Raw genomic sequence first — 24,627 nt, 5'->3', positions numbered from 1 at the left:
CCGCTCGGGCAAGATCATGCGCCGCATTCTGCGCAAGATCGCCGAGGACGACTTCGGCGCGCTCGGCGATACCTCGACCCTCGCCGACCCAGCCGTCGTCGATGACCTCATCGAAAACAGGCAGAACAGGCAAGAAGCCGCGTGACAGGCGGATTTGGAACTTTAGCCGTCGCTTCAACGATGATACTGAACCTCGCGTGACACCAAGGCGCATTGTCTTGGTATCACGGATATTCTGAAAGCGAGGAGAGCCCGATGACCACCGGAAGTTCGATCAGTGAGCATATTCGCGTCGTGCTGTCGGATGAGATTTCAACCGGTACAATCCGCCCCGGTTCGGTTCTGGACGAGGGGACGCTGAGCACCCGGTTTTCGGCCTCTCGCACCCCGGTTCGAGAAGCCCTTCGGCAGCTCGAAGCCAGCGGGTTGGTGGAAATACGGCCGCGCAAAGGGGCCTTCGTCCTGCCCCTGACCTTGCCGCGCCTCATGCAGATGTTTGAAGTCACAGCGGAGATCGAGGCCATGTGCGTAGGCCTCGCCACACACCGCATCACAGGGGTGGAGCGTGCCGAACTGCTCGACATTCACCAGAGGGCCTCGGTTGCCGCCCGTGAGGAAAACTTCGAGCAATATGATGAGCTCAATCTTGCTTTCCACGAACTGCTCTATCGCAGTGCCCATAATGATTTTCTGTTCGAGGAACTGATGCGGCTTCGCGGTCGTCTGCTGCCCTTCAGGCGCACCCAGTTACGCTATGCGCAGCGCCTGCATTCGTCCAACAACGAACACGACGCCATCATCCGGGCGATGATGCAGGGCGATGCCGCACAGGCAAGCCTGATGATGCGCGAACATATGCTCAATGCCGGGGTTGCGCTGGCCCGCTTCATGCGGGCCACAGGCGACCTTGCGGCAGAATAGCGTTGCCGTTTACACGGTGTTGGAGCTCAACACCTTGGCGATTTCGCTGGCCAGTTGGTCCTGCGTGTATGGCTTGCCCAGCCGGGTGATCTCAAGATCGGTGCCTTCGGGCAAGTCGGCATAACCGGTGGCGATCAGAATCGGCAAGCCGGGCAGCAACTCCCGCGCCTTTCGCGACAGCTCGGCGCCATTCATTCCGGGCATGGAAAAATCGGTGACGAGCAGGTCGAATGTCGGATCCTGCGACAGAATATCGAGCGCCTGCATACCGGAATTCGCCTCGATCACATCGTGTCCGAGATCTTCCAGCATGTCGACGGAACTCATCGCAATCAGCGCATCGTCATCGACCATCAGGATTTTCAGGCGCTTGTCGCTTGAATTGTCAGGCAGCGGCGCTGCAGCCACCACGTGAGACTGCTCCGGCATTTTGTCACTGATCGGGATCCAGAGTTCAGCGGTCGTGCCGTCGCCTTTCACGCTGCGCAGAACCAGCGCGCCTTTCAGCTGGAGAGCAAGTCCGTGGATCATCGACAGGCCAAGGCCGGTGCCCTTGCCCAATTCCTTGGTCGAGAAAAACGGATCTATTGCCTTTCTCAGCGTTTCCGGGTCCATGCCGACACCCGTGTCTGAAACCGACAGCACGACATAGTCGCCCGCGGCCAGCTCTGGCGTTGTACGCGCATTGCTGTCTCTTCGCAGCCCAATGGAAATCGTGCCACCATCCGGCGTTGCGTCGCGGGCATTGACGACGAGATTGAGGAGCGCCAGTTCGATCTGGTTTGCATCGCCAAGTGCCAGGGGCATATCGGCCTCCAAAGACCAATCCAGCACCAGTCCGGAGCCCACGGACCGCCGCAGCAGATCTTCCATACCTTCTACGAGTCTTGGCATGTCCACCGGCTTGACCTGCAGGTCCTGACGCCGGGCAAAGGCCAGAAGACGCTGGGTCAGCGATGCACCGCGCTTGGCGCCTTTCAGCGCACCATCGATCAGCCGCATTGCCCTGTCATCGCCCGCGGCATGTTTGGCCAAGAGCTCCAGGTTGCCCATGACCGCCATCAGCAGATTGTTGAAATCATGCGCGACACCCCCGGTCAACTGGCCGATTGCTTCCATCTTCAATGCCTGGCGTAGCTGTTCTTCAGCGCGCTGGCGATGTTCCATTTCCGCCATCATGGTCTCATGGGCCTTCAGCAATTCCGCCGTTCGCTCGGCGACCCTCAACTCCAGCGTCTCGTTGATCAGGCGCTGTTTCTCCAGCACCTCCATTCGTTCCGTAATGTCAGCACAAACGCCTACCATCTTGACCGCGACGCCCTGTCTGTCGCGGTAGAGCTTGGCGTTGATTGCGGCCCAGTGCAACGAACCGTCTTTCCAGACAATCCGGTGTTCAATCGCACATTCCCGGCCGCTGTCGATCGTGTCCTGAATGGCCGCCTGCATTCGCGCCCGGTCATCGGGGTGGACACCGGCAATAAGCAGATCGTAGTCAAAGCGATCGTCATGTTCATAACCGAATATTGCCTTGCATCGTGCCGAACAGATCAATGTCTTCGAAGCAAGCTCGAGCTCCCAGGAGCCCAGACGACCAGCGTTCAATGCTGTCTGCAACCATCGTTCCCCGTCGGCCAGAGCCTCTATCTGCAGGCGCGCATCGAATTGCCGCAGACGGTTTCTATAAGCCGTGCGCGACGCGCTGATGAAGGTCGTCGCGTGGAATGGTCGCTCCACGAAGCTCACATTTCCAAGAATTTCCGAAAGGCGCAATGCCGCGGGATTTCGCTCCGGGCCGCCGCCGCGATGGGTGAGCACGATAAAGGGAAGGTCCGACCATGCGGCCTGCGCACTGACCCATCCCGAAAGCGAGCGCAGATCGGCTGAACGCAAGGTTTCCTCCATCACGACGACGAAGGCAACGTCGTCGTTGAGGCTCCCAACCATCTCGGCGAGCGTTTCAACAGGTCTGGATGCTATCTGCGCTTCTTTTAGAAGGGCGGCGGCGATCTGGTAATCCCGGCCTGTGGGCGCGTAGACGATAGCTTGGTGTCCGGGTTCAAAAATTTTCCGAACTCCTGTCCGAGAGCGCAAGTCCAGGTGGCTCTGTCAACACCGGCACACCGCGCAGCACGCCCTGAAAGCCGGAAACGGGTTCTCCGAGCGTCAGGCCGCGATCGTCGATCTTATATTCGCGAATGGTGTCCTCATGGTGCCCGGTGCGCTTCTTGATCACGGAGACGGCGCGTCTGACCCGTCCGGCCGCTTCGAAATAGCGCAACAGAATCACCGTGTCGGCCAGGTAGGTCACGTCCACAGGCGATTTCATGTCGCCGACCAGTCCGTGCTGGGCAACTGTCAGGAAGGTATTGGCCCCCTGGCGGTTCAGGAATTGCAGCAACTCATGCATATGGAGGATCAAAGCGTTTTCTTCCGGCATGGATGCCTGGTAGCCATTGACGCTGTCAATCAGCACGGATTTCGCATCGTAGGTCGCAACTCTTTCGCGTACACGCTGCGCAAATTCGCCCGGCGACAGCTCGGCTGCGTCAAGCTGTTCGATGTGGAGCAAGGCCTCGTCGCGCAGTTTCTGTAGATCGATGCCGATCTCGCGCATACGGTCGAAAAGAAGGCCAAGTTCTTCGTCGAAAACGAAGACGGCTGCCTTCTCGCCGCGCTTGATGGCGGCATCGATGAACTGAAAGCCAAAGATGCTCTTGCCGGTTCCTGCCGGGCCGATCAACAGGGTGCTGGATCCGCGATTGATGCCTCCGCCTAAGAGCCCGTCCAGTCTTTCGATACCGGTGCTTAAAATATCGCGCTTGAAAGATGTCTTGTGTTCAATCGCCCTCAATCTCGGGAAGACCGCAACGCCGCCCGTGCGAATGACGAAGTCATGGTAACCACCACGATAGGCCTGTCCACGGTATTTGAGAATGCGGACCCTGCGGCGCTCCGAGCCATAATTGGGCGAAAGTTCCTCCAGATGAATAACGCCGTGGACGACGCTGTGGACCGTCTTGTCGAGCACATCGGCTGTCAGATCGTCCAGCAGGAGGACGGTAGCCCCGGATCTCGAAAAATAATGCTTCAGGGCGAGGATCTGACGGCGATAGCGCAGCGAGCTCTGGGCCAGCAGCCGGATTTCCGAAAGGCTGTCTATCACGACGCGGTCGGGCTTCACCCGTTCGAATGCACTGAAGATGAGCTTGGTGGTTTCCCCCAGCTCGAGATCGGAGGAGTAGAGAAGGCTTTGTTGCTGGTCGCTGTCAAGAAGGCTTTCGGGCGGCACCAGCTCGAAGATTTCGATGTTCTCATTGAGAACCATATTGTGCGACGCGGCGCTGTCGCGCAGCTCCTCTTCCGACTCCGAAAGGCTGATGTAGAGGCACTTCTCGCCCCGCATCGCACCTTCGATCAAAAACTGAAGAGAGATCGTCGTCTTGCCAGTTCCAGGAGAGCCCTCCAGCAGAAAGACGTGGCGGCGGGACAGCCCGCCCGACAGGATATCATCGAGCCCTTCGACGCCGGTGGTTGCTTTACTCAAGATATCTCGCATATTTCTTCCTGGATTAACGCTTAAGGCTAGAGCCCGATACTGGAGATAACGGGCACATATTGTATATAACTAAACGATGAGATGGATTGTTGCGAGCGTTGTGTTCGCAAACCACAAATTTGACATTTAGCAAGTATCTTTCACAACTGTGGCAGGTGTCGGGCTGACTGCTTTCTTGGAAAGTGAGCACGCAGTCCCGCGGTTTCAAGTGCTCTGCCACATCTTTCAGTTGCCGGTTGCGACCTGATGAATCGATGCTTTCGCTCTTGCGGTTCCGGTCCCAAAAAAACCAGTGTGTGTCGGGCTTGCGGCGTGCTATGGAGGGCTGATCAGGAAAGCATTTTCACAGATGAATGACATTTCAAAAGACCAGCCAAGCCCTGCCAATATCGCCGATCTTCCCAATCTTGCAGCCGCGCTGGATGATGATCGTTTTCGGCAATTTCTCGACCATGTCCCCTTTGCGGTGGCTGTAGCCGAATTTGGCGACAGTGAGCAGATCGTCTATGGAAATCTCGAATTCGAGCGGTTGACGGCATTGCCTTCGGAGCAGCTGCAGGGCCAGCCATGGTCGGTGCTGCCTGTGGGCACCCCGCTTGCCGATGGTCCGGAACTGGCCGCTGCACTTTTGGAGAACGAGGAATATCTAGGTGCGTTCACCATTCAGACCGATGAGGCTACCCTCGTCGTGGATGCCTGGTCCAATACGATCGTCGATGAATCCGAAGAGCCGCTTTTTCGCCTTCTGGCCATGTCCTCGCGCGAAAGATCCGATGTCACGGCAGCGCTCAGTGAAAGCCTCGCGGAAAAGGATGTTCTCCTCAAAGAGCTGCAGCATCGGGTGAAGAACAATCTCCAGATGATCACGGCGCTCATCCGCATGGAAGCCCGCAACGCACAGGGCAAGGAAGAAAGCATTCAGTTCGGCCGGTTGGCAGGACGGATCGATGCGCTCTCTATCCTTTATCGGTCCCTCTATAGCGGCCAGGAAACAGAGACAGTCGATCTCGGCATTTATGTGAGCCAGATTGCGTCTTCGGTCATGGCGGCCCATGCCGTCGAGGGTATTCGTCTCGATCTCAAGATCGATACCTGGCCGGTCTCGGTCAACGTCGCCATGCCGGTTGGCCTCGTGATCAATGAGCTCATGACAAATGCCCTGAAACACGCCTTCGTCGGGCGCGACAGCGGTTTGATCGCCGTTCGCTGTGTTGTGGACGATACCGGCTGCAAGATCCTTGTTACCGATGACGGCATAGGTCTTGCCGAAGCCTCGGACTGGCCAAGACGCGGCAAGCTCAGCGCCATGATCGTGGAATCGGTCAAACGAAACGCCAATGCCGAGATTACAGTGGAGTCTGAGCCGGGCAAGGGAATGACCGTAACGATTTCCTTCAAGCGCAGCGATGCGGTGGATGAATGAGGTTCCGCGCCTTCAGGCGTGCCGTCGCAGCCAGTCCTGCAGATCAAGTTCGGCACGTTCCAGCGTCACCTGATTGAGCAGTTTGCGCAGCATTGCTTCGGTGACGGCGCGCGATCTGAAATTGTAGCGCGGTTCCTTGCCCGCTTCCGACCGCTCATAGACACCGAGCTTTTCGTAGATTTGCTGCAGGCGATTCTGCACACTCCTGAGTGAGAGGTTGCGGCGTCGCGCGATGATGCGGTCGGTCAGTCCGAGTGCGATGTCGATCAGCACTTCATATTCGGTTTCGCTGAAACCCTGCAGATGGCCAAGGCTCTTTTGCTGCATACCTCGGATTTCGCTGTCGATGACACATTGCGCCTCGATGAAGATGGATCGCAACGCCAGGCGAAGCCTCTCGTCGGAGGCCGATTTCAGCACATATCCATAGGCGGCATTATCGGGCACGATGCGTGCAATGCCGCGCACATTGGCCTCGTCGGCATAATTGGACCAGAAAAGAATGCGCGTCTGCGGGCGCTCGCGCCAGATTGTCCGTGCGGCCTCAATGCCGTTTCGAGGGCTCATCTGGAGGTCCATGACGATCCACTCGAAATGGTGGTCACGGGCGAGCTTTTCGCCCGCCGTCCCGTCGCCAGCCTCCAGAACGAGGTCGCATTCCGGCAGCGCTGCCCTGACCGCTTCGTTGAGATAAGAACGATGAAGCGGATCGTCCTCCACGATGAGAACCTTCATGGGGCTATCTCCTCCTGCGCAATGGGCAGCGTCACACGCACATAGGTTTTTCCGTTCCTGCCACCACAGAAAAAGCGCGCTCCTATCAGCCGCGCGCGCACACGCATGTTCTCAAGTCCGCTGCCAATGTTCGTCTCGGTCTTACCGCCGCCGATGCCAATGCCGTTGTCGGATATGGCCAGCGTCAGCGCGTCGTCGTTGCGCGTCAGGGCAACCGCTATGTGGTCCGCCTGAGAGTGGCGAATGGCGTTGTTGATGGCTTCCTGAGCGATGCGGAAAAGTGCAATGGCGACATTGGCCGGCAGCCTGCCGCTCTCGCCGTCGGAGCCGTCCTTCAGGCCCCAGGTCATGGACAGGCCGCTGTCACGGATCGACCGTTCGAGATGGTTTTCGATGGCATCGACAAGTCCGAAAAGCTGCAGGACCGAAGGTCGAGCCTGTTCGATGATCTGACGAAGATCCTGCATCGATTGTTGCAGGCTGCGAAATAGCGGCTTCAGATCCTGACCGGGCACGGATGGCAGAAGGCTGAGCCGTTCCAGACGTTTGGCAAAGCGGGTCAGATCGCCGAGCGTCTGGTCATGCAGATCCATTCCGATCCGCTGTCGCTCCGCCTCTAGAAGTTCGGTCAGGCGCGCCGCGCCCTGCCGCAGCGCCTCCTCGCGCACACGGGCTGCGGCCTCCACAATGGCCGATTGCTTGGCCTGCTCGGCAGCCCTGATGGCATAGAAATAGGGGGCCAGAAGATCGCCGATGGATTGCGCGCGGGCAAGATCGCGCGGCCCATAATGATCGACCGTCAGGCTGGAGAAGGACAACGCGCCAATGGTCTCGCCATGGACTTTCAAGGCAACATGCAGGCGGCTCTTGAGACCGTGTTCGTGGATCGGATCGCAGAACGAGCCCTCGAAATGAAACCGTGGATCGAGCGATGCATCGGCGGTAATGAAACTGTCCGTCTGGCCTTCCAGCAGCGCCCGCAACGGACTGTTTTCGATCAGCGCCGGCGGTCTTTTGCTCCAGTCGGTTTCCAGCCCGCTTTCATAGGCGGTGTGAAAGGTGCTGCCCGGCGCGATGATGCAGACATCCATGTGGTCATGCGGAATGATCTGCGCGATTTCCTGCGCAACGGTACGAATGGCCGACTGGAAATCCAGCTGCCCTGCCAGCAGCCTGGCAATGGTCAGGTACTGGCGAAACGAAGAAGCCGCAGCGTCCTCAATCATGGTCTCCTCCCGGATACGCGCCATCCCTCCCGGACATTGCGTATCGTCTCTATTCATTCCTTATCACAGGTTCCATGTCTTGCGGGAAACCGCAACTGATCTGCTAGAACCCGCAGCTGCGTGGCCCAGATGTGTCTGTACAGCATCTGGGAATTCGAGCATCATCATTGCCGCTGGAGGAACGCTCCAGAGAAAAAACTTCCGGAACTGACGTCGTTGAGGAGCGGCACCGGAAGAAGCCGGCGGGACTGGCACCCAGGGAGAGAGACATGACCATGAAATTCATTCTAGCGGCAACCGCTGCCGCCATGCTGAGCACTGTTGCATCTACGGCTGTCGCGGAAACGTCGGCCAAGAAGATTGCGCTTTCAAATAATTATGCCGGAAATTCCTGGCGTCAGGCCATGCTGACCAGCTGGGACAAAGTGACCAAGGATGCCGTCAAGTCCGGCGTCGTTGCGGCTGCCGATCCCTTCACCACGGCCGAAAATCAGGCGACCGAACAGGCGGCGCAGATCCAGAACATGATCCTGCAGGGCTATGATGCGATTGTCGTCAACGCCGCATCGCCGACCGCGCTCAACGGCGCCATCAAGGAAGCCTGTGATGCAGGCATCACGGTCGTGTCCTTCGATGGTATCGTGACCGAGCCCTGCGCATGGCGCATCGCCGTCAACTTCAAGGAAATGGGCCGCAGCCAGGTCGAGTATCTTTCCAAGAAAATGCCCAAGGGCGGCAATCTGCTGGAAATCCGCGGCCTGGCCGGGGTTTTTGTCGATGACGAGATTTCCGCCGGCATCCATGAGGGCGTCAAGCAGTTCCCGCAGTTCAAGATCGTCGGCTCCGTGCATGGAGACTGGGCACAGGATGTGGCTCAGCGTGCCGTCGCCGGTCTGTTGCCGAGCCTCCCGGAAATCGCAGCTGTCGTGACCCAGGGTGGCGATGGCTATGGTGCGGCGCAGGCTTTTGAAGCCGCCAAGCGCCCGACGCCAACCATCATCATGGGCAACCGCGAAGACGAGTTGCAATGGTGGAAGAAGCAGAAGGATGCCAGCGGCTATGAAACCATGTCGGTTTCCATCGCGCCCGGTGTCTCGACGCTCGCCTTCTGGGTGGCGCAGCAGATTCTGGATGGCCAGGAGGTCAAGAAGGATCTGACAGTACCATTCCTCAGCATCGATCAGGCCAGTCTCGAAAAGAGCCTTGCAACGACCCAGAAGGGTGGCGTGGCCAATGTCGAATATTCGCTGGAAGACGCCAAGGCCGTCATTTCCTCCGCCAAGTAGGCGGGCACCGCACGGCAGGTGTTGAACGTTTCACCCGGCACGCTTTGCCGGGTGATGCATCATGGACTTGAAATCCCTTACACAAGAGACGGCAGCGTGGAATGACGGATATGTCAGAAACCGGGGCGGTGGTGTCGGTCCGCCAGGTCCGCGTCGAATTCGGTGCGGTCAAGGCGCTTGATGGCGTCGATTTTGAAATTCGCCCCGGAGAAGCGGTGGGGCTTGTCGGTCATAATGGTGCGGGCAAGTCGACCATCGTTAATGTCATCAATGGTGGATTGTCTCCGCATCACGGCCAGATCGTCTATGAAGGAGATGAGGGCGGTGGCATTGCCACGGCCCGCGCGCACGGCGTGCGCTGCGTGTTTCAGGAACTGTCGCTTTGCCCCAACCTCACGGTGGTCGAGAACACCCGTCTGATGCATGGCGGGCTCTCAGGGCTTGGTTGGCGCAGTCGTGCTGCAACCCTTATCCGCTCCTCGCTCAACGAGATCTTTCCCGGCCACGGCATCGATTGCCTCGCAACTGTCGGCTCGCTCTCCATAGCGGAACGGCAGATGGTAGAGATTGCCATCAATTTTCTCAGCGTTACCGAAGATCCGAAACTCGTCATTCTGGATGAACCGACATCGTCCCTGGATGCTCAGCTTGCAGGGCAGTTGATGGCTCATGTACGCCGCTTTGTCGGCAGGGGCGGGGCGGTGCTGTTGATTTCCCACATATTGGGCGAAATTCTCTCCACCTCCAGCCGCATCGTCGTCATGAAGGACGGGCGTGTTGTGACCTCACGGCCGTCGCAGGATTTCACCGTCCGCAGCCTTGTGGAGGCCATGGGCAGCGTGGTCAAGGAAAGCACGCGCAACGCTACCTCCGTCGACGTCAGCGGCACAAAGGTCATTGACGTTCCCGCCGTCGCGGGTTCCACCATTCCCTTCTACGCCCGCAAAGGCGAAATCATCGGCCTGGCCGGTCTGGGCGGGCACGGACAAACCGCGACGCTGCTTGATCTGTTTGCGGAAAGCAGCAGCAAATGGTTTCCCTCGGCCAGCAAACCCATGGCCTTCGTTGCGGGAGACAGGGCGCTGAACGGCACCTTCCCGCTCTGGAGCATCCTGCGAAACCTCACCATCGGCAATCTCCCCGCCCTTTCCCGCCGTGCGGCCGTCAACCGCAGCGCCGAAACGGCCTATGGCGAGGACTGGAAGCAGCGCATGGGCATTCGCACACCAGATATGACCAACCCCATCCTGTCACTGTCGGGCGGCAATCAGCAAAAGGTCCTGTTTGCCCGCGCGCTGGCGGGCGATGCCGCCATCGTTCTGATGGACGATCCCATGCGCGGTGTGGATATCGGCACCAAGCAGGAGGTCTATGCCACATTGCGCCGCGAGGCCGCTGCCGGGCGAACCTTCATCTGGTACTCGACGGAAATGGATGAGGTACGGCTCTGCGACCGGGTCTATGTGTTCCGCGATGGCGTCATCGTGTCGGAACTGGAGGGCGACAGCATTACCGAGGACAATATCCTTGCCGCTTCCTTTGCGGGAGAGGCCGCATGAAAAACCCGCTGAACAATTTTCTGCCGATCCTCATTCCAGCCTTGTCGCTTTTGGTGCTGCTGTGTGCCGTGTTCTACATGCAGCCGCGCGCCATGAGCTATAACGGGCTTAATCTGCTGTTCAACCTGGCGGTTCCGATCGCGCTGGCCACCATCGCGCAGATGATCATCATGGCGGTGAACGATCTTGATCTGTCCATGGGCACCTTCGTCAGCTTTACCGCCTGCGTGACTGCGGTCTACATGCCGCAGCAACCGGTCTTTGCCTGCTTCATTCTGGCCTGCGCTGTCGGGGTCTATACACTTCTCGGCGTTATCATCACCCTGCGCGATCTGCCCTCGATTGTCGTCACGCTCGGCATGAGTTTCGTCTGGGGTGGTCTCGCGGTGCTGATCCTGCCAGCACCCGGCGGCGAGGCACCGGCATGGCTTCGCGCCGTGTTGATTTCAAAGCCGCCCGTGGTGCCCATGGCCATTGTCGCCAGCGTGGTGATTGCTGTCGTCTCCCATCTGCTGATCATGCGCAGCACATTCGGCGTCTTGCTTCGCGGCGTCGGTGGCAACAGCCGGTCCGTTGCCCGCGCGGGCTGGTCCGTGCTGGCGCTGAAAGGTGCCACATATGCCACCGCTGCCGTTTTCGCCGTTGCTGCCGGCATGGCCCTTGTGGGGTTGACGACCTCGGCGGATGCCAACATCGCCCTTCGCTACACCTTGCTGTCGATTGCGGGCGTCATCCTCGGTGGTGGTGAGTTTGTTGGTGGCAAAGTCTCGCCGGTTGGTGCCGTCATCGGCGCGCTAACGCTGACCCTCGCCGGGTCCTTCCTGTCCTTTCTGCGCATTTCACCGGATTGGCAGATCGGCGCGCAGGGCGCCATCCTCATCATCGTGCTGGCCTTGCGCCTTGTCATCAATCGCCGCGGACGGCAGGAGAAGACGCTATGAACCGCCTGGCAAAGCTTTCCCGGAAGCCCTGGCTGTGGTCCTTCGTTGCAGCCCTCGCAACGTGGCTCGTGACCATTCTCTTTACCGGCGGCGCCAGCACGGCCAGCCTTTCGCAGGCCACGCTCACCTTTGCCGCTTTCTCCGTCATCGTCGGTCTGGGGCAGATGCTGGTCATTACGCTCGGGCCGGGTAATGTCGATCTTTCCGTTCCGGCAACGATCACGCTATCGGGCACGGTGGCGTTGAAGGTCATGGATGGGCAGGACAACATGATCCTGCTCGGCCTTCTGGTCTCTGTTACGATTGGCCTTGCCATCGGCATTCTCAATTATGGCCTGATCAAATATCTGCGCATACCGCCCATCATCGCCACCCTGTCGATGAGCTTTCTCGTGCAGTCCTCGGCCATCTGGTACAATCGCGGCCTGCGGGTCAAACCGCCTGAAGCGCTCGCCTCCTTCAGCACAGGCACAAGTTTCGGGGTGCCCAACACGGCCATCGTTGCGCTTCTCATGTCGCTTTGCGTCTGGTGGCTGCTGGACAGATCGATGTTCGGGCGCTGGATTTCTGCCATCGGACAGAACGCCTTTGCAGCCCGCATGGCCGGAATTGCCGTGAATGGTTGCCGGTTGGCCACCTATGTCCTTTGTGCCGTCCTTGCCTCCGTCTGCGGTTACTTTCTGGCCAGCTTTTCCGGCGGTGCCGCCCTCAACATGGGCGCGGAATATCTGCTCATGTCGATTGCGGTCGTCGTTATCGGCGGGTCGGCGGTGGCGGGCGGAAACTCCAATGTGCCCGGCATCTGGGGTGCCTCGTTGTTCATGTTCCTGGTTGTGTCGATGCTGAATACCTACGGGTTCGGTGCCGGCGTGCGGCTGATCATGACGGGTCTCATCATCATCAGTGTCATCGTTGCCGCCAGCCGACCCGCCGGATCGGCGCGTTGAACAACATGAAATCACAACAACAATTACCGGAAACCATCATGCCGAACGCCCGCGCCGGGATTTACGAAATCCACGATCCACGCTTCCGCCACCTGATTGTCCCGAGTTCGGCTCTGGAAGAATTGTACAGCGATTGCCGCTGGGCCGAGGGGCCGGTCTGGTTCGCTGATCTGGAATGCGTGATTTTCAGCGATATCCCGAACCAGCGTTTGCTGCGCTACGCATCCGGCGGCGACGTTTCCATCTTTCGAGCACCGTCCAACTTCGCCAACGGCAACACGCGGGATCGAGAGGGCCGCTTGATCACATGCGAACATGGCGGGCGCCGCGTGACGCGCACCGAACTGGATGGCCGCATCACGGTGCTGGCCGAAAGCTTTGAAGGCAAGCGGCTGAATTCTCCCAATGACGTGGTCGTTCGGTCGGATGGCAGCATCTGGTTTACCGATCCAAGCTACGGCATCATGTCCGATTATGAGGGCTATAAGGCGAAGCCCGAGCTTGCCACCCGCAACGTGTTTCGTCTCGATCCTCTAAGCGGGGACCTCACCATCGTCGCAGATGATTTCGGCCAGCCCAACGGCCTGGCGTTCTCTCCCTGCGAAAAATTCCTCTACATCGCTGACTCGGCTTCGAGCCACGACGAGGCATGGCCAAGACACATCCGTGTCTTTGACGTGATGGATGGCTGCCGTCTGACCAATGGCCGTGTTTTTGCAACCATCGACAAGGGGTTGCCGGACGGCTTTCGTCTGGACACTGAGGGTAATGTCTGGACGAGTGCTGGAGATGGAGTCCACTGTTTTGCGCCTGATGGAACGCTTCTCGGCAAAATCCTTGTGCCGCAGACAATTGCCAACCTCACTTTTGGCGGACCGCGCCGCAACCGCTTGTTCATTACGGCAACTAGGTCGCTATATTCCGTGTATGTCTGCGCCACCGGCGCCCAGCACCCCTGACGCAGTATGAGAGTCTCACCTCGGAAGAGGTCGATTTCCGGCCCTATGCAGGCCGGAAATCAGCACATCAGGGATGTTTGAAGAAAAACGAAACGCTTCGGGGGATGACATCTGAAGAAGCCGCGGCACTCTGTTCCGGCCATATGCGTTCTCCGACATCATGAACGGAAACGGGCTGATCGGAGAGGTTGAGGCGCAACTGCAGGATGGCGCTTCCTATTTTCCAGTCGACAAACACGCAGTCGTCTGGCGCTTCCACCACTCGGCCGGAATATGCTCCAGCTTCTGGAAGCCAGGGCATGATTGTCTCACGACGAATTTCGATCAACCGCCGAAGCAGGGCCGACCATTCCTTGCCATCGGCAGTATCCGCCTTCGCCCAATCGAGCTTTGATCCTTCGAACGTGGCCTCAGCATTGGGGTCGGGAATATCCTTCTCTGATTTTCCTTCAGGATAGCCACCAAAATTCTCAGCCTGCGGCGGCCGATTATCGCGGATGGATTTCGCGAGTTCCCCGGTGTAGTCGGAAAAGAAATGGAACGGCCTTTCATCCTTATAGGTGTCCCCCATGAATAGCAGCGGCACCTGCGGGGACAAGATCAGCATCGCCGTCAGTGCCCGGTAAAAATCATCGTCTGCTGTCATATGCAACCGGTCGCCCATGGCCCGGTTTCCAACCTGATCGTGATTTTGTAGGAAGTGAATGAAGGCGGTAGGGGGCAGGCATTCGCTCGGAGGAAGCTCCGTGCCGACAATCGGCTCGCCAGGCTCCAGATATCCGGCGGACATAATCTTGCGCAGCTTGTCGAACGGGTGGTCGGCAAATTTTTCAAAGATACCGGACGTTTCGCCGGTGGCTATGCGACGAATGACGTGGTGGAATCCGTCATTCCAGTCCGCGATAAAAAGCCCCTCCGTGAGAAGGTCAGTGCCATTCGGCGGGTTTTCGATCATCAGATGCACCTGACGGTCGGTGAAAGACCGCCGAACCGTTGAGGAAATTTCCTCGAGAATATGAGGCTTGGTTTCATCCTTGATCGCGTCTACCGCATCCAGCCGTAGACCGTCCAGGTGGTACTCTCTCAGCCAATAGATCGCATTGTCGATGAAATAACGTCTTACAGGCTGTCGACTGAAATCGATTTGCGCACCCCAGTCGTTGTCTTGCCCCTCGCGGAAGAATTCAGGCGCGTAGACACCGAGGAAGTTCCCCTCGGGGCCGAAGTGATTATAGACAACGTCGAGGAAAACCATCAGGCCGAGCCCATGCGCCTTGTCGACAAAGGCCTTCAGGTCATCGGGAGAGCCATAAGCGCTATGCGGCGCATATTGCAGCACGCCATCATAGCCCCATCCCCTTGATCCAGGGAAATGCGCGAGCGGCATGATTTCGACCGCAGTTATTCCGATCTGTGCAATGTGTTCGAGCTTTTCCGCTGCTGCCGCAAAGGTTCCCGCTTCCGTAAAGGTACCTATGTGGATCTCCTGGACCAGCGTTTCGTGCCAGGGTCGCCCGCGCCAGTCCTGGTTTTCCCAGTTGTAAGCACGGGGGTCGGTCAGTACCGACGGGCCGAAAACATCGCCCTGTTGCTGGCGCGAGGCGGGATCTGCCACCACGCGCCCGTCGTCCAGCACGAACCCGTAAGTTTCCCCGAAAGGCTGGTGGTCGATGAAGACATCAAACCAGCCATCGTCGGAACGGGTCATTGCATGGTCGCCGGAAAGGCGGAGTTTTACTTGTTGCTGAGCGGGAGCCCACAGGCGAAACCTAGTTCCGCCTGCAACAAAAACAGGTCCCCAGGCTTCTTCGGCCCGGCTGTTTCCCTGTCCATCCTTAAGAGCCAGATTATCAAGCATGTAACGAACCCTGTAATTGCAAAAATACTGACGCTTTGGTTGCTCGTTCGGTGTGTCAGCCGTGCGGGCGAATGACGACCTTGACGCAACCATCGGTCTTGTCGCGGAAAGTCTTGTAGGCATCTGGCCCTTCTTGGAGGCCAATGCGGTGCGTGATCAGGAACGATGGATCAATCTTGCCATCCACAATCAGCTGCATCAGTGGCTCGAGGTAGCGCTGGACATGCGTCTGCCCGGTTTTCATGGTCAGGCCCTTGCCCACAAAGGCACCGAGCGGCGTTGGTACGGCAGAGCCGATGAAAACGCCGGGGAGCGAAACTGTGCCACCGGGGCGGCACGCAAGAATGGCCTGGCTGAGGGCATAGGGCCGCTCTGTCGATGTCATCTTGCTCTGAAGCGTTTCCATGACGCCTCCGGTCCCATGGCTTTCCATGCCGACCGCCTCGATTACGGCGTCGGGGCCCTGGCCGTTGGTCATGTCGAGAATGCGCTGCTGCAGGTCCTCGTCGTCATAATCCAGCGTTTCAGCGCCAGACTGCTGGGCAAGTGCCAGACGTTCCGGAATAGTGTCGATAGCGATGACGCGTTCTGCACCCAAGAGGAAAGCAGACTTGATCGCGAAAAGGCCTACGGGTCCGCAGCCAAATACGGCAATGGTCTGCCCGGGTTTGATATCGCAATTTTCCGCGGCCATATAACCTGTCGGAAAAATGTCACTTAGAAACAGAACTTGTTCGTCGCTGAGACCTTCAGGCACCTTGATGGGCCCGACATCCGCGTAGGGAATACGAAGATATTCAGCCTGGCCACCAGGGAACCGACCGTACATTTCGGAGTAGCCAAACAGTCCGGCTGTGGGATAACCGATTTGCTTGGCCTGCATTGCGCCGGATGGGTTTGAACGTTCGCAAAGCGAAAACAGGCCGCTCTTGCACATGCGGCAATCGCCGCAGGAAATGGTGAATGGGACGACGACCCGGTCTCCAACCTTAAGCTTGGAATTTCCGCGACCCACTTCCACCACTTCGCCCATGGTCTCGTGGCCCATGACATCGCCTGAATGCATGCCGGGCACGAACCCGCCATAAAGGTGAAGGTCCGATCCACAGATTGCGCAACTGGTCACCTTGATGATCGCGTCCCGGTCGTCCTGGATGATAGGGTCATCCACCACTTCACAACGAATATCGCCGCTTCCGTGCCATGTCAGAGCTTTCATGTGGGCGTTCCTTCTTGCTGAGTTCCAGAAGACGGATCAGGCCAACGGTCAAACTCTACCAACCTCATCATATCGAGGGCGAGCATCGTTCGGTTGTGATGGTCTTTTCAGTCAGGTTGAATGGGGAACACGCCAGAGGACCGAATGTTCCTCGATATTATCGCACCGCAAACAGGACGCGGACTGTTTCTTCAATGAAACGCACTTGAACGACGCAACAGCGACGGATTCGTTCTAGGATGAGCAATGCGCCGGATGATGATTTGAAATAGCGTGGAGAAACGATTTGAAGGATTTGGTGGAGCTAAGCGGGATCGAACCGCTGACCTCTTGCATGCCATGCAAGCGCTCTCCCAGCTGAGCTATAGCCCCATGAGGGTTCCGGCATTTATCCGGTTCCGGGAACCGAAGCGTTTGATTGCGTTCGGTGGCGGCTTGATACTTGCGCTGTGGTGCATTGGCAAGCCGAAAAATTCGCCCGACGACATTTTTTTGACGCCGGGCGAAAAATTGTGTGGAAATCAGGACTCGTCGTCGTCGCCGTTCACGCCGATGATGTCGGAAACATCGTCGTCATCTTCGTCTTCGTCGGCTTCCAGGAATGTATCGTCGTCATCGTCGAGTTCGACATCGTCGTCGCCGTCGATATCTGGAATTTCATCAGCGCTGGCATCGCCATCGGCGTCTTCCAGAGGCACCAGTTCGACTTCCGTGTTTTCGGTATCGACTTCGGCAACATCTTCCTCTTCAGCCTGCTCCATCTTTGCAGCGGCAGTCGTTTCCTCGAAGAAGGAAAGCGGCCAGGACTTGCCCGTATAAGGAGATACGATGGGATCGCGGTTCAGGTCGTAAAATTTCTTGCCGGTATCCGGGTCTGTGCGCTTGGTTCCAAGGTCCGCTTTTGCCACTGTCTAAGCCTCAAATTGTGAGATGAGTTCGGTGTTTACGCCGTGTTTCCGGCAGTAGACGGTAAATTCTAGCCGGTCCCATTAATCGCTGATGCCTTTCCTGTCAAAGATAAACTTCAAGAGCGGTCTGAGCGCTCCAGGTTCACGCCTCTCTTGATGATCGGTATCGGCACTTATAAGAAGCACCAGCATCATCCTTCGTTACGCCAGAGCAGGATATATTATAATGACTTTCACCATTGCTATCGATGGCCCAGCTGCCGCAGGCAAAGGCACGCTGTCGCGAAGGATCGCCGAGGTCTACGGCTTTCACCATCTGGACACGGGTTTGACGTATCGCGCCACAGCCAAGGCGTTGCTGGATGCTGGCCTGCCGCTGGATGACGAGGCCGTTGCTGAACGAACAGCGCTGACGCTGGATCTGGCGGGGCTGGACCGCGCTGTGCTGGCAAGACATGAGGTGGGGGAGGCCGCATCCAAAGTGGCGGTCATGCCGGCTGTAAGGCGCGCGTTGGTTGAGGCGCAACGTGGCTTTGCGGGCAAGGAGCCGGGCACCGTGCTGGATGGCAGGGATATCGGTACGGTCGTCTGCCCGGATGCGCAGGTAAAGCTCTATGTCACGGCTTCGCCGGAGGTCCGTGCGCGGCGCCGATATGACGAGATTGTTGCCTCTGGCAATGCCGCGGATTTCGACGCCGTTTTCGCGGATGTGAAGAAGCGTGACGAGCGCGATATGGGTCGCGCCGACAGTCCGTTGAAACCAGCTGAAGACGCGCACTTGCTTGATACGTCGGAAATGGGTATAGAGGCGGCGTTTCAGGCAGCCAAGTCGATCATCGATGCTGCTCTGAAGAAATGAGATTTGCGGGGACCCCGAAAGTTCGGACCCCGTTTAGACCGGAATGTCCCGAAAGCATGTCCTGCGCCGGAAAGCCTCACAATGTTCAAGAGGCGGGCATGGATTTCGGGAGTGATCAACGCGAACCCCCGGCGCTTTGTGCTCCTTGCGGAGCACTCTCAGGAGATTTAATGTCAGTAGCTACACCCACGCGCGACGATTTCGCAGCCCTGCTCGAAGAGTCCTTTTCTTCCAACGACCTTGCTGAAGGCTATGTTGCCAAAGGTATCGTTACGGCGATCGAAAAGGATGTTGCAATCGTTGACGTCGGCCTCAAGGTCGAAGGCCGCGTTCCGCTGAAGGAATTCGGTGCGAAGTCCAAGGACGGCACTCTCAAGGTCGGCGACGAAGTCGAAGTTTATGTTGAGCGCATTGAAAACGCTCTGGGCGAAGCCGTTCTGTCGCGCGAGAAGGCTCGCCGCGAAGAGAGCTGGGTCAAGCTCGAAGCCAAGTTCGAAGCTGGCGAGCGCGTCGAAGGCGTTATCTTCAACCAGGTCAAGGGTGGCTTCACCGTCGATCTGGATGGCGCTGTTGCCTTCCTTCCACGTTCGCAGGTCGACATTCGTCCGATCCGCGACGTAACGCCTCTGATGCACAACCCGCAGCCCTTCGAAATCCTCAAGATGGACAAGCGTCGCGGCAACATCGTTGTATCGCGTCGTACGGTTCTTGAAGAGTCCCGCGCCGAGCAGCGTTCTGAAATCGTTCAGAACCTCGAAGAAGGCCAGGTTGTTGACGGCGTCGTCAAGAACATCACCGATTACGGTGCGTTCGTTGACCTCGGCGGCATCGACGGCCTGCTGCACGTCACCGACATGGCATGGCGCCGCGTCAACCATCCTTCGGAAATCCTTAACATTGGCCAGTCGGTCAAGGTTCAGATCATCCGTATCAACCAGGAAACCCACCGTATCTCGCTCGGCATGAAGCAGCTCGAGTCGGATCCATGGGATGGCATCTCTGCCAAGTACCCGGTTGGCAAGAAGATCTCTGGTACCGTCACGAACATCACCGACTACGGTGCATTCGTCGAGCTGGAGCCAGGCATCGAAGGCCTGATCCACATTTCCGAAATGTCCTGGACCAAGAAGAACGTACATCCCGGCAAGATCCTGTCCACAAGCCAGGAAGTCGACGTTGTCGTTCTCGAAGTCGATCCTTCCAAGCGTCGTATTTCGCTCGGTCTCAAGCAGACCCTCGAAAACCCATGGCAGGCATTTGCCTACAGCCATCCGGCCGGCACTGAAGTTGAAGGCGAAGTCAAGAACAAGACCGAATTCGGCCTGTTCATCGGCCTCGAAGGCGACGTTGACGGCATGGTTCACCTGTCTGACCTCGACTGGAACCGTCCAGGCGAGCAGGTCATCGAGGAATACAACAAGGGCGATACCGTCAAGGCCGTCGTTCTGGATGTAGACGTCGAGAAGGAACGCATCTCGCTCGGTATCAAGCAGCTCGGCAAGGATGCTGTCGGCGAAGCCGCAACATCTGGCGAACTGCGCAAGAACGCCGTTGTTTCCGCTGAAGTCATCGGCGTGAACGAAGGTGGCATCGAAGTGAAGCTCGTTGCACACGAAGACCTCACATCCTTCATCCGCCGCAACGACCTGGCACGTGATCGTGACGATCAGCGTCCTGAGCGTTTCTCGGTTGGTCAGGTTCTCGACGCACGCGTCGTCAACTTCTCCAAGAAGGATCGCAAAGTCATGCTTTCGATCAAGGCTCTGGAAATCGCAGAAGAGAAGGAAGCTGTTGCTCAGTTCGGTTCGTCCGACAGCGGCGCTTCGCTCGGCGACATTCTTGGCGCGGCTCTGAAGAACCGCGGCGAGTAATCGTCCCTGCCTTTGAAATGAGAAACCCGCCGGAGCAATCCGGCGGGTTTTTTAGTTTTTGTCGCCCCATGCAGGCGCCAGCTGTTTGATCTGCTCAAGTCTCAGGACGCGTCGCTCATCCGCAGATAATAGGATTCGGCACTGCCCGCCGATGCATCATCATTCGCGCCATCGGAAAGGGAGTGGTCGATAATCTCGTCATTGGCGGCCGCACGCTCCTCCTGATCGGAGCCGCCGTCTGGTTGGCCTTCGCCACTGTCCTCCTCATATCCGCCTTCCGAGGACGGCCACCGCCCGCGCGGCGGCGCATCGCCCTCATGCTCGTCTTCGCCAGCGGGATAATGAACGAAGGGAAGCGGAATTCCTTCCTTGGCCATCATCGCTGCTGCTGCGGAATGCGGGCCGGGTTGGGTAAAAAGGGCGGCATCCAGCTCTGTCGCCGGTCCTGATCTATGCGCGACGGCTGCCTCGTGGCGCGGCATTGTGCCCGAGACCGCGTCTTCCTGCGCACTGTCCTTCGTTGAGGCCGGCATGTTTGGCGATGCCATAGCGTGCTGCTTTGCGAGCTGCTCATCCTGAGGCTGGAGGGCCTGCGGCGGCAGTCCGATTGCCTCATCCAAAACCTGCGCCTGGGCTGGGGTTGATCGAAGAAGCGCAGCCAGAAGCAATCCTTCCATGTCCTTGGCTGAAGCAGCAGCGAATGGGTTGGGCAAAGCGGAAGGGGCCTTACCATCGGCGGATTGGAGTGGTGCTGCCGGTGCCCTTCCGATGGGTACCGTCTCTTCGGGCAGCGTGGTCCTGACGGCGTGTACGTCCGTCGATAGGTTCTGAGCCTGAGGCGGTGTAGGACGCATTGCCGATGCAGGTGGTAATTCGCCGTCACTTTTTCCTGCTATTGCAAGCATGGCGCCGGGCGCGACAGATGTTGTGCTCGCGGACCCGCCAGCCGGAGTGGGTACAGAGGCCTGCGCTGCTGGTGCTGTCGCGCTAGCGGTCCGGATGGGCGGGTTACCCGAAGACGCAGCGGGTGGCGTCAGGCTTGCGCTTTGCGAGGGGGTGCCAATCCCTTGTGATTGAGACAGCGGGCGAGGCATCTGCTCGTCTCCGCTACCCATAAGCAAGGCGGTTTTCGCTGCTTCCGAGAGTGGGCTGGCGGGCAGGGCTGGTGCCATGGAAACACCCCGAACCGGCGGCGGCAGCGCTGTCAGGTTGGCGGGTATCAGATCCTGCAAATAGGAAGAGATCGGCGGCTTGGCGCCGCGCGCGCCGCCGCTGGAACGGGCAAGTTCAAACATGACAGCAAGCCGCGCCGCATCTGGCCCTGCCGAGTTTCTGAGGGCATCAGTGAGCATGGAAAGGGTGACGCCGCGCAGGATGGTACCCAATTGCTTTTCCAGCGCGGCACGTTCGTCGGCGGGCAGGGACTGCATCGTCATCACAAGGCGATCAATATAGGCGTCGGCCGCCTCGCCATCCATGCGGGCAATGTTCAGCAGTTTTCCGAGTGTTTCGGCAAGGACGCCGGCATTCTGTGCCAGACGAAGTTCTCCTGAAACCGCGCGAGCCATTGCGCTGGCCCCCGCTGTTGCATCCTCCTGCTCAATCTGGAGCGGAGCGATTGCCGCAGCCGCCGGTGTTACGTTTTCCGGACGGGTGCTGGCTGGCTGAAAAGAGATATCAACCGCCGAAACGGCGCTGACAGGCGGCAGCATGGCAGCAATTCCTTGTTGTTGATAGGCCGGAACGTCCTGCGCCGACGCGTATCAGCTACATTCGCACCTTTCCCGGATGGGAATCTCTGCGACATCACAGGTCCTATGGGCGACCGCTCATGCGGTGCGTGGATCGCTCAAGGTCGCGGGTCTTGCAAACCAATAGCGAAACGGAAATGTCGAATCATCTAAGGAGAGAGTGACCGCAAAAGATTAACGATCCGCTAACCAAGGTGGCGCGAAGTCAATGTCATTTTACGTATCAGGGGTGCCGACGATCAGCTGTGGGCGAAAATATCGGTGTCTTCCCAGCCAAGCAGATCAAGCTTGGCTCTGGTGGGAAGGAATGCAAAGCAGGCTTCGGCGTGCTCATAGCGGCCATCGCGCAGCAGGCGGGCAGTCAGCTTGTCACGCAGGGCGTGGAGGTAAAGAACGTCGGAAGCCGCATACTCCAACTGGGCCTGGGAGAGCTTTTCAGCCGCCCAGTCGGAGGATTGCTGCGCCTTGGAGATGTCGACTTCAAGCAGTTCCTTCAGATTGTCCTTCAGCCCGTGCCGATCCGTATAGGTGCGGCAAAGCCTCGATGCGATCTTTGTGCAGAAGACCGGGGAGGATGTGACGCCGAAGGTGTGGAACAGCACAGCGATATCGAAACGCCCATAGTGGAAGATTTTCTGACGCGCGGGATCTTCCAGCATGGCAACCAGATTCGGGGCTGACGTCTGTCCGGCGGCGATGCGAATGACGTCTGCGCTGCCATCGCCGGGGGAAAGCTGCACGACACAAAGGCGATCTCGACGCGGTATCAGGCCAAGCGTTTCCGTGTCGATGGCGATTGCGCCGGTATAGCGGTCAGCATCGGCCTTTGAAATATCGCCTTCATGATAACGGATCGTCGCTGCCATTCTTCTCTCCACGGCTGGATTGGTGTTGGGGCTATAACCGAAAGCGCTTGATTGCGATACCGCTTCATCTCGCTTTTCATGGCGGATGCGGCCTTGCGCGGCCATGAAGGCGCGCTGTAGGGTGCCTTCATAGTCTCTGGTTCTCAAAAGTGCTTCATCCCCATGTCAGTCAAAATCTATCTCGCCGGCCCGGAAGTCTTTCTGCCGAATGCACGTGAAATGCTGGACGCAAAGGCAGACCTTGCCCGTCAAGCAGGCTTTACGCCCCTTTCTCCGGGCGACTTGGAAATACCACCCGCGGATACGAAAATTGGCCATGGATGCAATATCAATGCCATCGACGAGCAAATGATGCTCGAAGCGGATGCGGTCATCGCCAACCTCACACCCTTTCGCGGTATTGCAGCCGATACTGGCACAAGCTACGAGCTGGGCTTCATGTGTGCCTTAGGCAAGCCGGTTTTTGCCTACACCAATATCGCCGCCAATCACTTTACGCGCATCCTGGGCCATTATGGTGGGGTGGCGACGCAGGATGAAACAGGACGGTACCGGGGCCCCGATGGACTTTCCATTGAGAATTTCGATATGGCTGACAATCTCATGCTCCATGGCGGCATCGTTCGGCGAGGTGGTGCCGTTGTCGTGGGCGACGCGCCTGCAGATGCAATTTACACCGACCTGACGGCCTTCAGGGAATGCCTTCGACGGGCAGCCGAGACACTTCTTAAAAAGACAGCTTGATAGCGGGAGATATTCATATGAGCGGAACAATTCTCATCACCGGGGCGACCTCGGGATTCGGTCTGGCAACCGCCCGCCTTTTTGCGAGGGACGGCTGGAAAGTCATTGGCACAGGCCGCCGCGCAGATCGTCTTGCGGCATTGGCAGCCGAACTCGGCCAGAACTTCCACAGCATGGTTTTCGATATTACCGACGAAGCGGCGATGGCATCGCAATTTGCGGCCTTGCCAGCGGAATTTCGAGACGTAGACATATTGGTGAACAATGCCGGGCTGGCACTTGGCACAGCGCCAGCACCCCAGGTTCCACTCAAGGACTGGCACACCATGGTCAACACAAACATTACCGGTCTGTTGAACATCACGCATCACCTACTGCCAGGTCTCATAGAGCGGCGTGGCGTCGTCATAAACCTGTCCTCCGTCGCCGCCCATTGGCCCTATGCCGGTGGCAATGTCTATGCCGCCACAAAAGCCTTTCTGCGCCAGTTTTCTCTGGGGCTGCGCTCCGACCTGCATGGCAAGGGTGTGAGGGTTACGTCAATCGAACCCGGCATGTGCGAAACCGAGTTTACCGTGGTGCGGACCGGCGGCAATCAGGACGCTTCAGATACGCTCTACAAGGGCGTCAATCCCATTATGCCGGATGATATCGCCAACACGATCCATTGGGTTGCGACCCAGCCCAAGCATATTAACATCAACAGCATTGAGATAATGCCGGTCAACCAGTCCTTTGCCGGGTTTCAGGTGCACAGGGACAGCTGATCACGCACCCCCAACAGGAATGTGATGAAAAACCGGGCATCGTTTCACGACCTATGCATTAAATGCATTGCTGCATTGCGAGACTGGCTCTGTTAAATTCCGGCACCATCGCTATATTTAAATCATCGAAGCGACGCACTCCTCCTCCCAGCGTCGCAAGATGTGGATCGACAACACTCCTCCTCCCAGTTGTCGATCAAGTTTAAAGCCTGCCGCACCTCCTCCCGCGGC

At 58.1% G+C, this 24,627-nt stretch carries 20 protein-coding genes and 1 tRNA gene; 11 read left to right on the top strand and 10 right to left on the bottom strand.

Going from position 1 to position 24,627, the window contains the following annotated elements:
* Positions 1 to 255: 255 nt before the first annotated feature.
* A complete protein-coding gene (locus ASF69_RS15420; RefSeq protein WP_062588966.1) occupies positions 256 to 921 on the top strand; it encodes a GntR family transcriptional regulator in 666 nt (221 codons plus the stop codon).
* A 9-nt stretch (positions 922 to 930) separates the two neighbouring features.
* On the opposite strand, the gene ASF69_RS15415 is transcribed toward ASF69_RS15420, so the two are convergent.
* A complete protein-coding gene (locus ASF69_RS15415; protein ID WP_244475493.1) occupies positions 931 to 2,865 on the bottom strand; it encodes an ATP-binding protein in 1,935 nt (644 codons plus the stop codon).
* Positions 2,866 to 2,977: 112 nt separating this feature from the next.
* A complete protein-coding gene (locus tag ASF69_RS15410) occupies positions 2,978 to 4,477 on the bottom strand; it encodes an ATPase domain-containing protein (protein ID WP_062588964.1) in 1,500 nt (499 codons plus the stop codon).
* Positions 4,478 to 4,826: 349 nt separating this feature from the next.
* Between ASF69_RS15410 and ASF69_RS15405 the strand changes: the two genes are divergently transcribed.
* Positions 4,827 to 5,900, top strand: coding sequence for a histidine kinase dimerization/phosphoacceptor domain -containing protein (locus ASF69_RS15405; protein ID WP_062588962.1), 1,074 nt, complete (start codon positions 4,827 to 4,829; stop codon positions 5,898 to 5,900).
* Between the two features lie 12 nt (positions 5,901 to 5,912).
* Here ASF69_RS15405 and ASF69_RS15400 read toward each other — a convergent pair whose 3' ends face one another.
* On the bottom strand, positions 5,913 to 6,635 hold the full coding sequence (locus ASF69_RS15400) for a response regulator transcription factor (protein WP_062588961.1): 723 nt from the start codon (positions 6,633 to 6,635) through the stop codon (positions 5,913 to 5,915).
* Positions 6,632 to 7,861, bottom strand: coding sequence for a GAF domain-containing sensor histidine kinase (locus ASF69_RS15395; RefSeq protein WP_062588960.1), 1,230 nt, complete (start codon positions 7,859 to 7,861; stop codon positions 6,632 to 6,634). The genes ASF69_RS15400 and ASF69_RS15395 overlap by 4 nt, the downstream gene beginning before the upstream one ends.
* Positions 7,862 to 8,130: 269 nt before the next feature.
* Here ASF69_RS15395 and ASF69_RS15390 point away from each other — a divergent pair, with 269 nt between their 5' ends.
* The 5 genes from ASF69_RS15390 (at position 8,131) to ASF69_RS15370 (ending at position 13,553) form a co-directional block, all read left to right on the top strand.
* Positions 8,131 to 9,147: an ABC transporter substrate-binding protein gene (locus ASF69_RS15390; protein ID WP_062588959.1), complete on the top strand. Its 1,017-nt coding sequence runs from the start codon at positions 8,131 to 8,133 to the stop codon at positions 9,145 to 9,147.
* 101 nt (positions 9,148 to 9,248) lie between these two features.
* Positions 9,249 to 10,706 carry a sugar ABC transporter ATP-binding protein gene (locus ASF69_RS15385; protein ID WP_062588958.1) on the top strand — a complete coding sequence of 486 codons (1,458 nt, stop codon included), beginning with the start codon at positions 9,249 to 9,251 and terminating at the stop codon, positions 10,704 to 10,706.
* On the top strand, positions 10,703 to 11,647 hold the full coding sequence (locus ASF69_RS15380) for an ABC transporter permease (protein WP_062588957.1): 945 nt from the start codon (positions 10,703 to 10,705) through the stop codon (positions 11,645 to 11,647). Before ASF69_RS15385 ends, ASF69_RS15380 begins: the two co-directional genes overlap by 4 nt.
* Positions 11,644 to 12,594, top strand: a complete 951-nt coding sequence (locus tag ASF69_RS15375) for an ABC transporter permease (protein ID WP_062588955.1) — start codon at positions 11,644 to 11,646, stop codon at positions 12,592 to 12,594. The genes ASF69_RS15380 and ASF69_RS15375 overlap by 4 nt, the downstream gene beginning before the upstream one ends.
* Before the next feature lie 38 nt (positions 12,595 to 12,632).
* Positions 12,633 to 13,553 (top strand): SMP-30/gluconolactonase/LRE family protein, encoded by a 921-nt coding sequence (locus ASF69_RS15370; protein ID WP_062588953.1) that lies wholly within the window; start codon positions 12,633 to 12,635, stop codon positions 13,551 to 13,553.
* A gap of 67 nt (positions 13,554 to 13,620) precedes the next feature.
* Here the strand turns inward: ASF69_RS15370 and treZ are convergent, their stop codons facing one another.
* The 4 genes from treZ to ASF69_RS15350 form a co-directional block, all read right to left on the bottom strand.
* A complete protein-coding gene (treZ, locus tag ASF69_RS15365; protein WP_062588951.1) occupies positions 13,621 to 15,411 on the bottom strand; it encodes a malto-oligosyltrehalose trehalohydrolase in 1,791 nt (596 codons plus the stop codon).
* Between the two features lie 55 nt (positions 15,412 to 15,466).
* On the bottom strand, positions 15,467 to 16,630 hold the full coding sequence (locus tag ASF69_RS15360) for a zinc-dependent alcohol dehydrogenase (RefSeq protein WP_062588950.1): 1,164 nt from the start codon (positions 16,628 to 16,630) through the stop codon (positions 15,467 to 15,469).
* A 296-nt stretch (positions 16,631 to 16,926) separates the two neighbouring features.
* Positions 16,927 to 17,002: transfer RNA gene (locus tag ASF69_RS15355), tRNA-Ala, on the bottom strand.
* Positions 17,003 to 17,151: 149 nt separating this feature from the next.
* A complete protein-coding gene (locus tag ASF69_RS15350; protein ID WP_062588948.1) occupies positions 17,152 to 17,538 on the bottom strand; it encodes a TIGR02300 family protein in 387 nt (128 codons plus the stop codon).
* 226 nt (positions 17,539 to 17,764) lie between these two features.
* Between ASF69_RS15350 and cmk the strand changes: the two genes are divergently transcribed.
* Positions 17,765 to 18,397: a (d)CMP kinase gene (cmk, locus tag ASF69_RS15345; protein WP_062588946.1), complete on the top strand. Its 633-nt coding sequence runs from the start codon at positions 17,765 to 17,767 to the stop codon at positions 18,395 to 18,397.
* A 170-nt stretch (positions 18,398 to 18,567) separates the two neighbouring features.
* Entirely contained in the window at positions 18,568 to 20,268 is a 1,701-nt protein-coding gene (gene rpsA / locus ASF69_RS15340) for a 30S ribosomal protein S1 (RefSeq protein WP_062588945.1), read from the top strand.
* 101 nt (positions 20,269 to 20,369) lie between these two features.
* Here rpsA and ASF69_RS15335 read toward each other — a convergent pair whose 3' ends face one another.
* Complete coding sequence (locus tag ASF69_RS15335) at positions 20,370 to 21,980, bottom strand: hypothetical protein (protein WP_062588943.1); 1,611 nt, start codon at positions 21,978 to 21,980, stop codon at positions 20,370 to 20,372.
* Between the two features lie 278 nt (positions 21,981 to 22,258).
* Positions 22,259 to 22,885, bottom strand: a complete 627-nt coding sequence (locus ASF69_RS15330) for a ribonuclease D (RefSeq protein ID WP_062588982.1) — start codon at positions 22,883 to 22,885, stop codon at positions 22,259 to 22,261.
* A gap of 162 nt (positions 22,886 to 23,047) precedes the next feature.
* Here ASF69_RS15330 and ASF69_RS15325 point away from each other — a divergent pair, with 162 nt between their 5' ends.
* Both ASF69_RS15325 and ASF69_RS15320 read left to right on the top strand, forming a co-directional pair.
* Positions 23,048 to 23,629 (top strand): nucleoside 2-deoxyribosyltransferase, encoded by a 582-nt coding sequence (locus ASF69_RS15325; RefSeq protein ID WP_062588942.1) that lies wholly within the window; start codon positions 23,048 to 23,050, stop codon positions 23,627 to 23,629.
* Between the two features lie 17 nt (positions 23,630 to 23,646).
* Positions 23,647 to 24,396, top strand: a complete 750-nt coding sequence (locus ASF69_RS15320; RefSeq protein ID WP_062588940.1) for an SDR family NAD(P)-dependent oxidoreductase — start codon at positions 23,647 to 23,649, stop codon at positions 24,394 to 24,396.
* Positions 24,397 to 24,627: the final 231 nt, after the last annotated feature.

This window comes from Rhizobium sp. Leaf311, assembly GCF_001423445.1.
GTDB lineage: Bacteria > Pseudomonadota > Alphaproteobacteria > Rhizobiales > Rhizobiaceae > Agrobacterium.
Note: the sequence above shows the minus strand (reverse complement) of the source record. Positions and strands in the feature narration are given on the sequence as shown.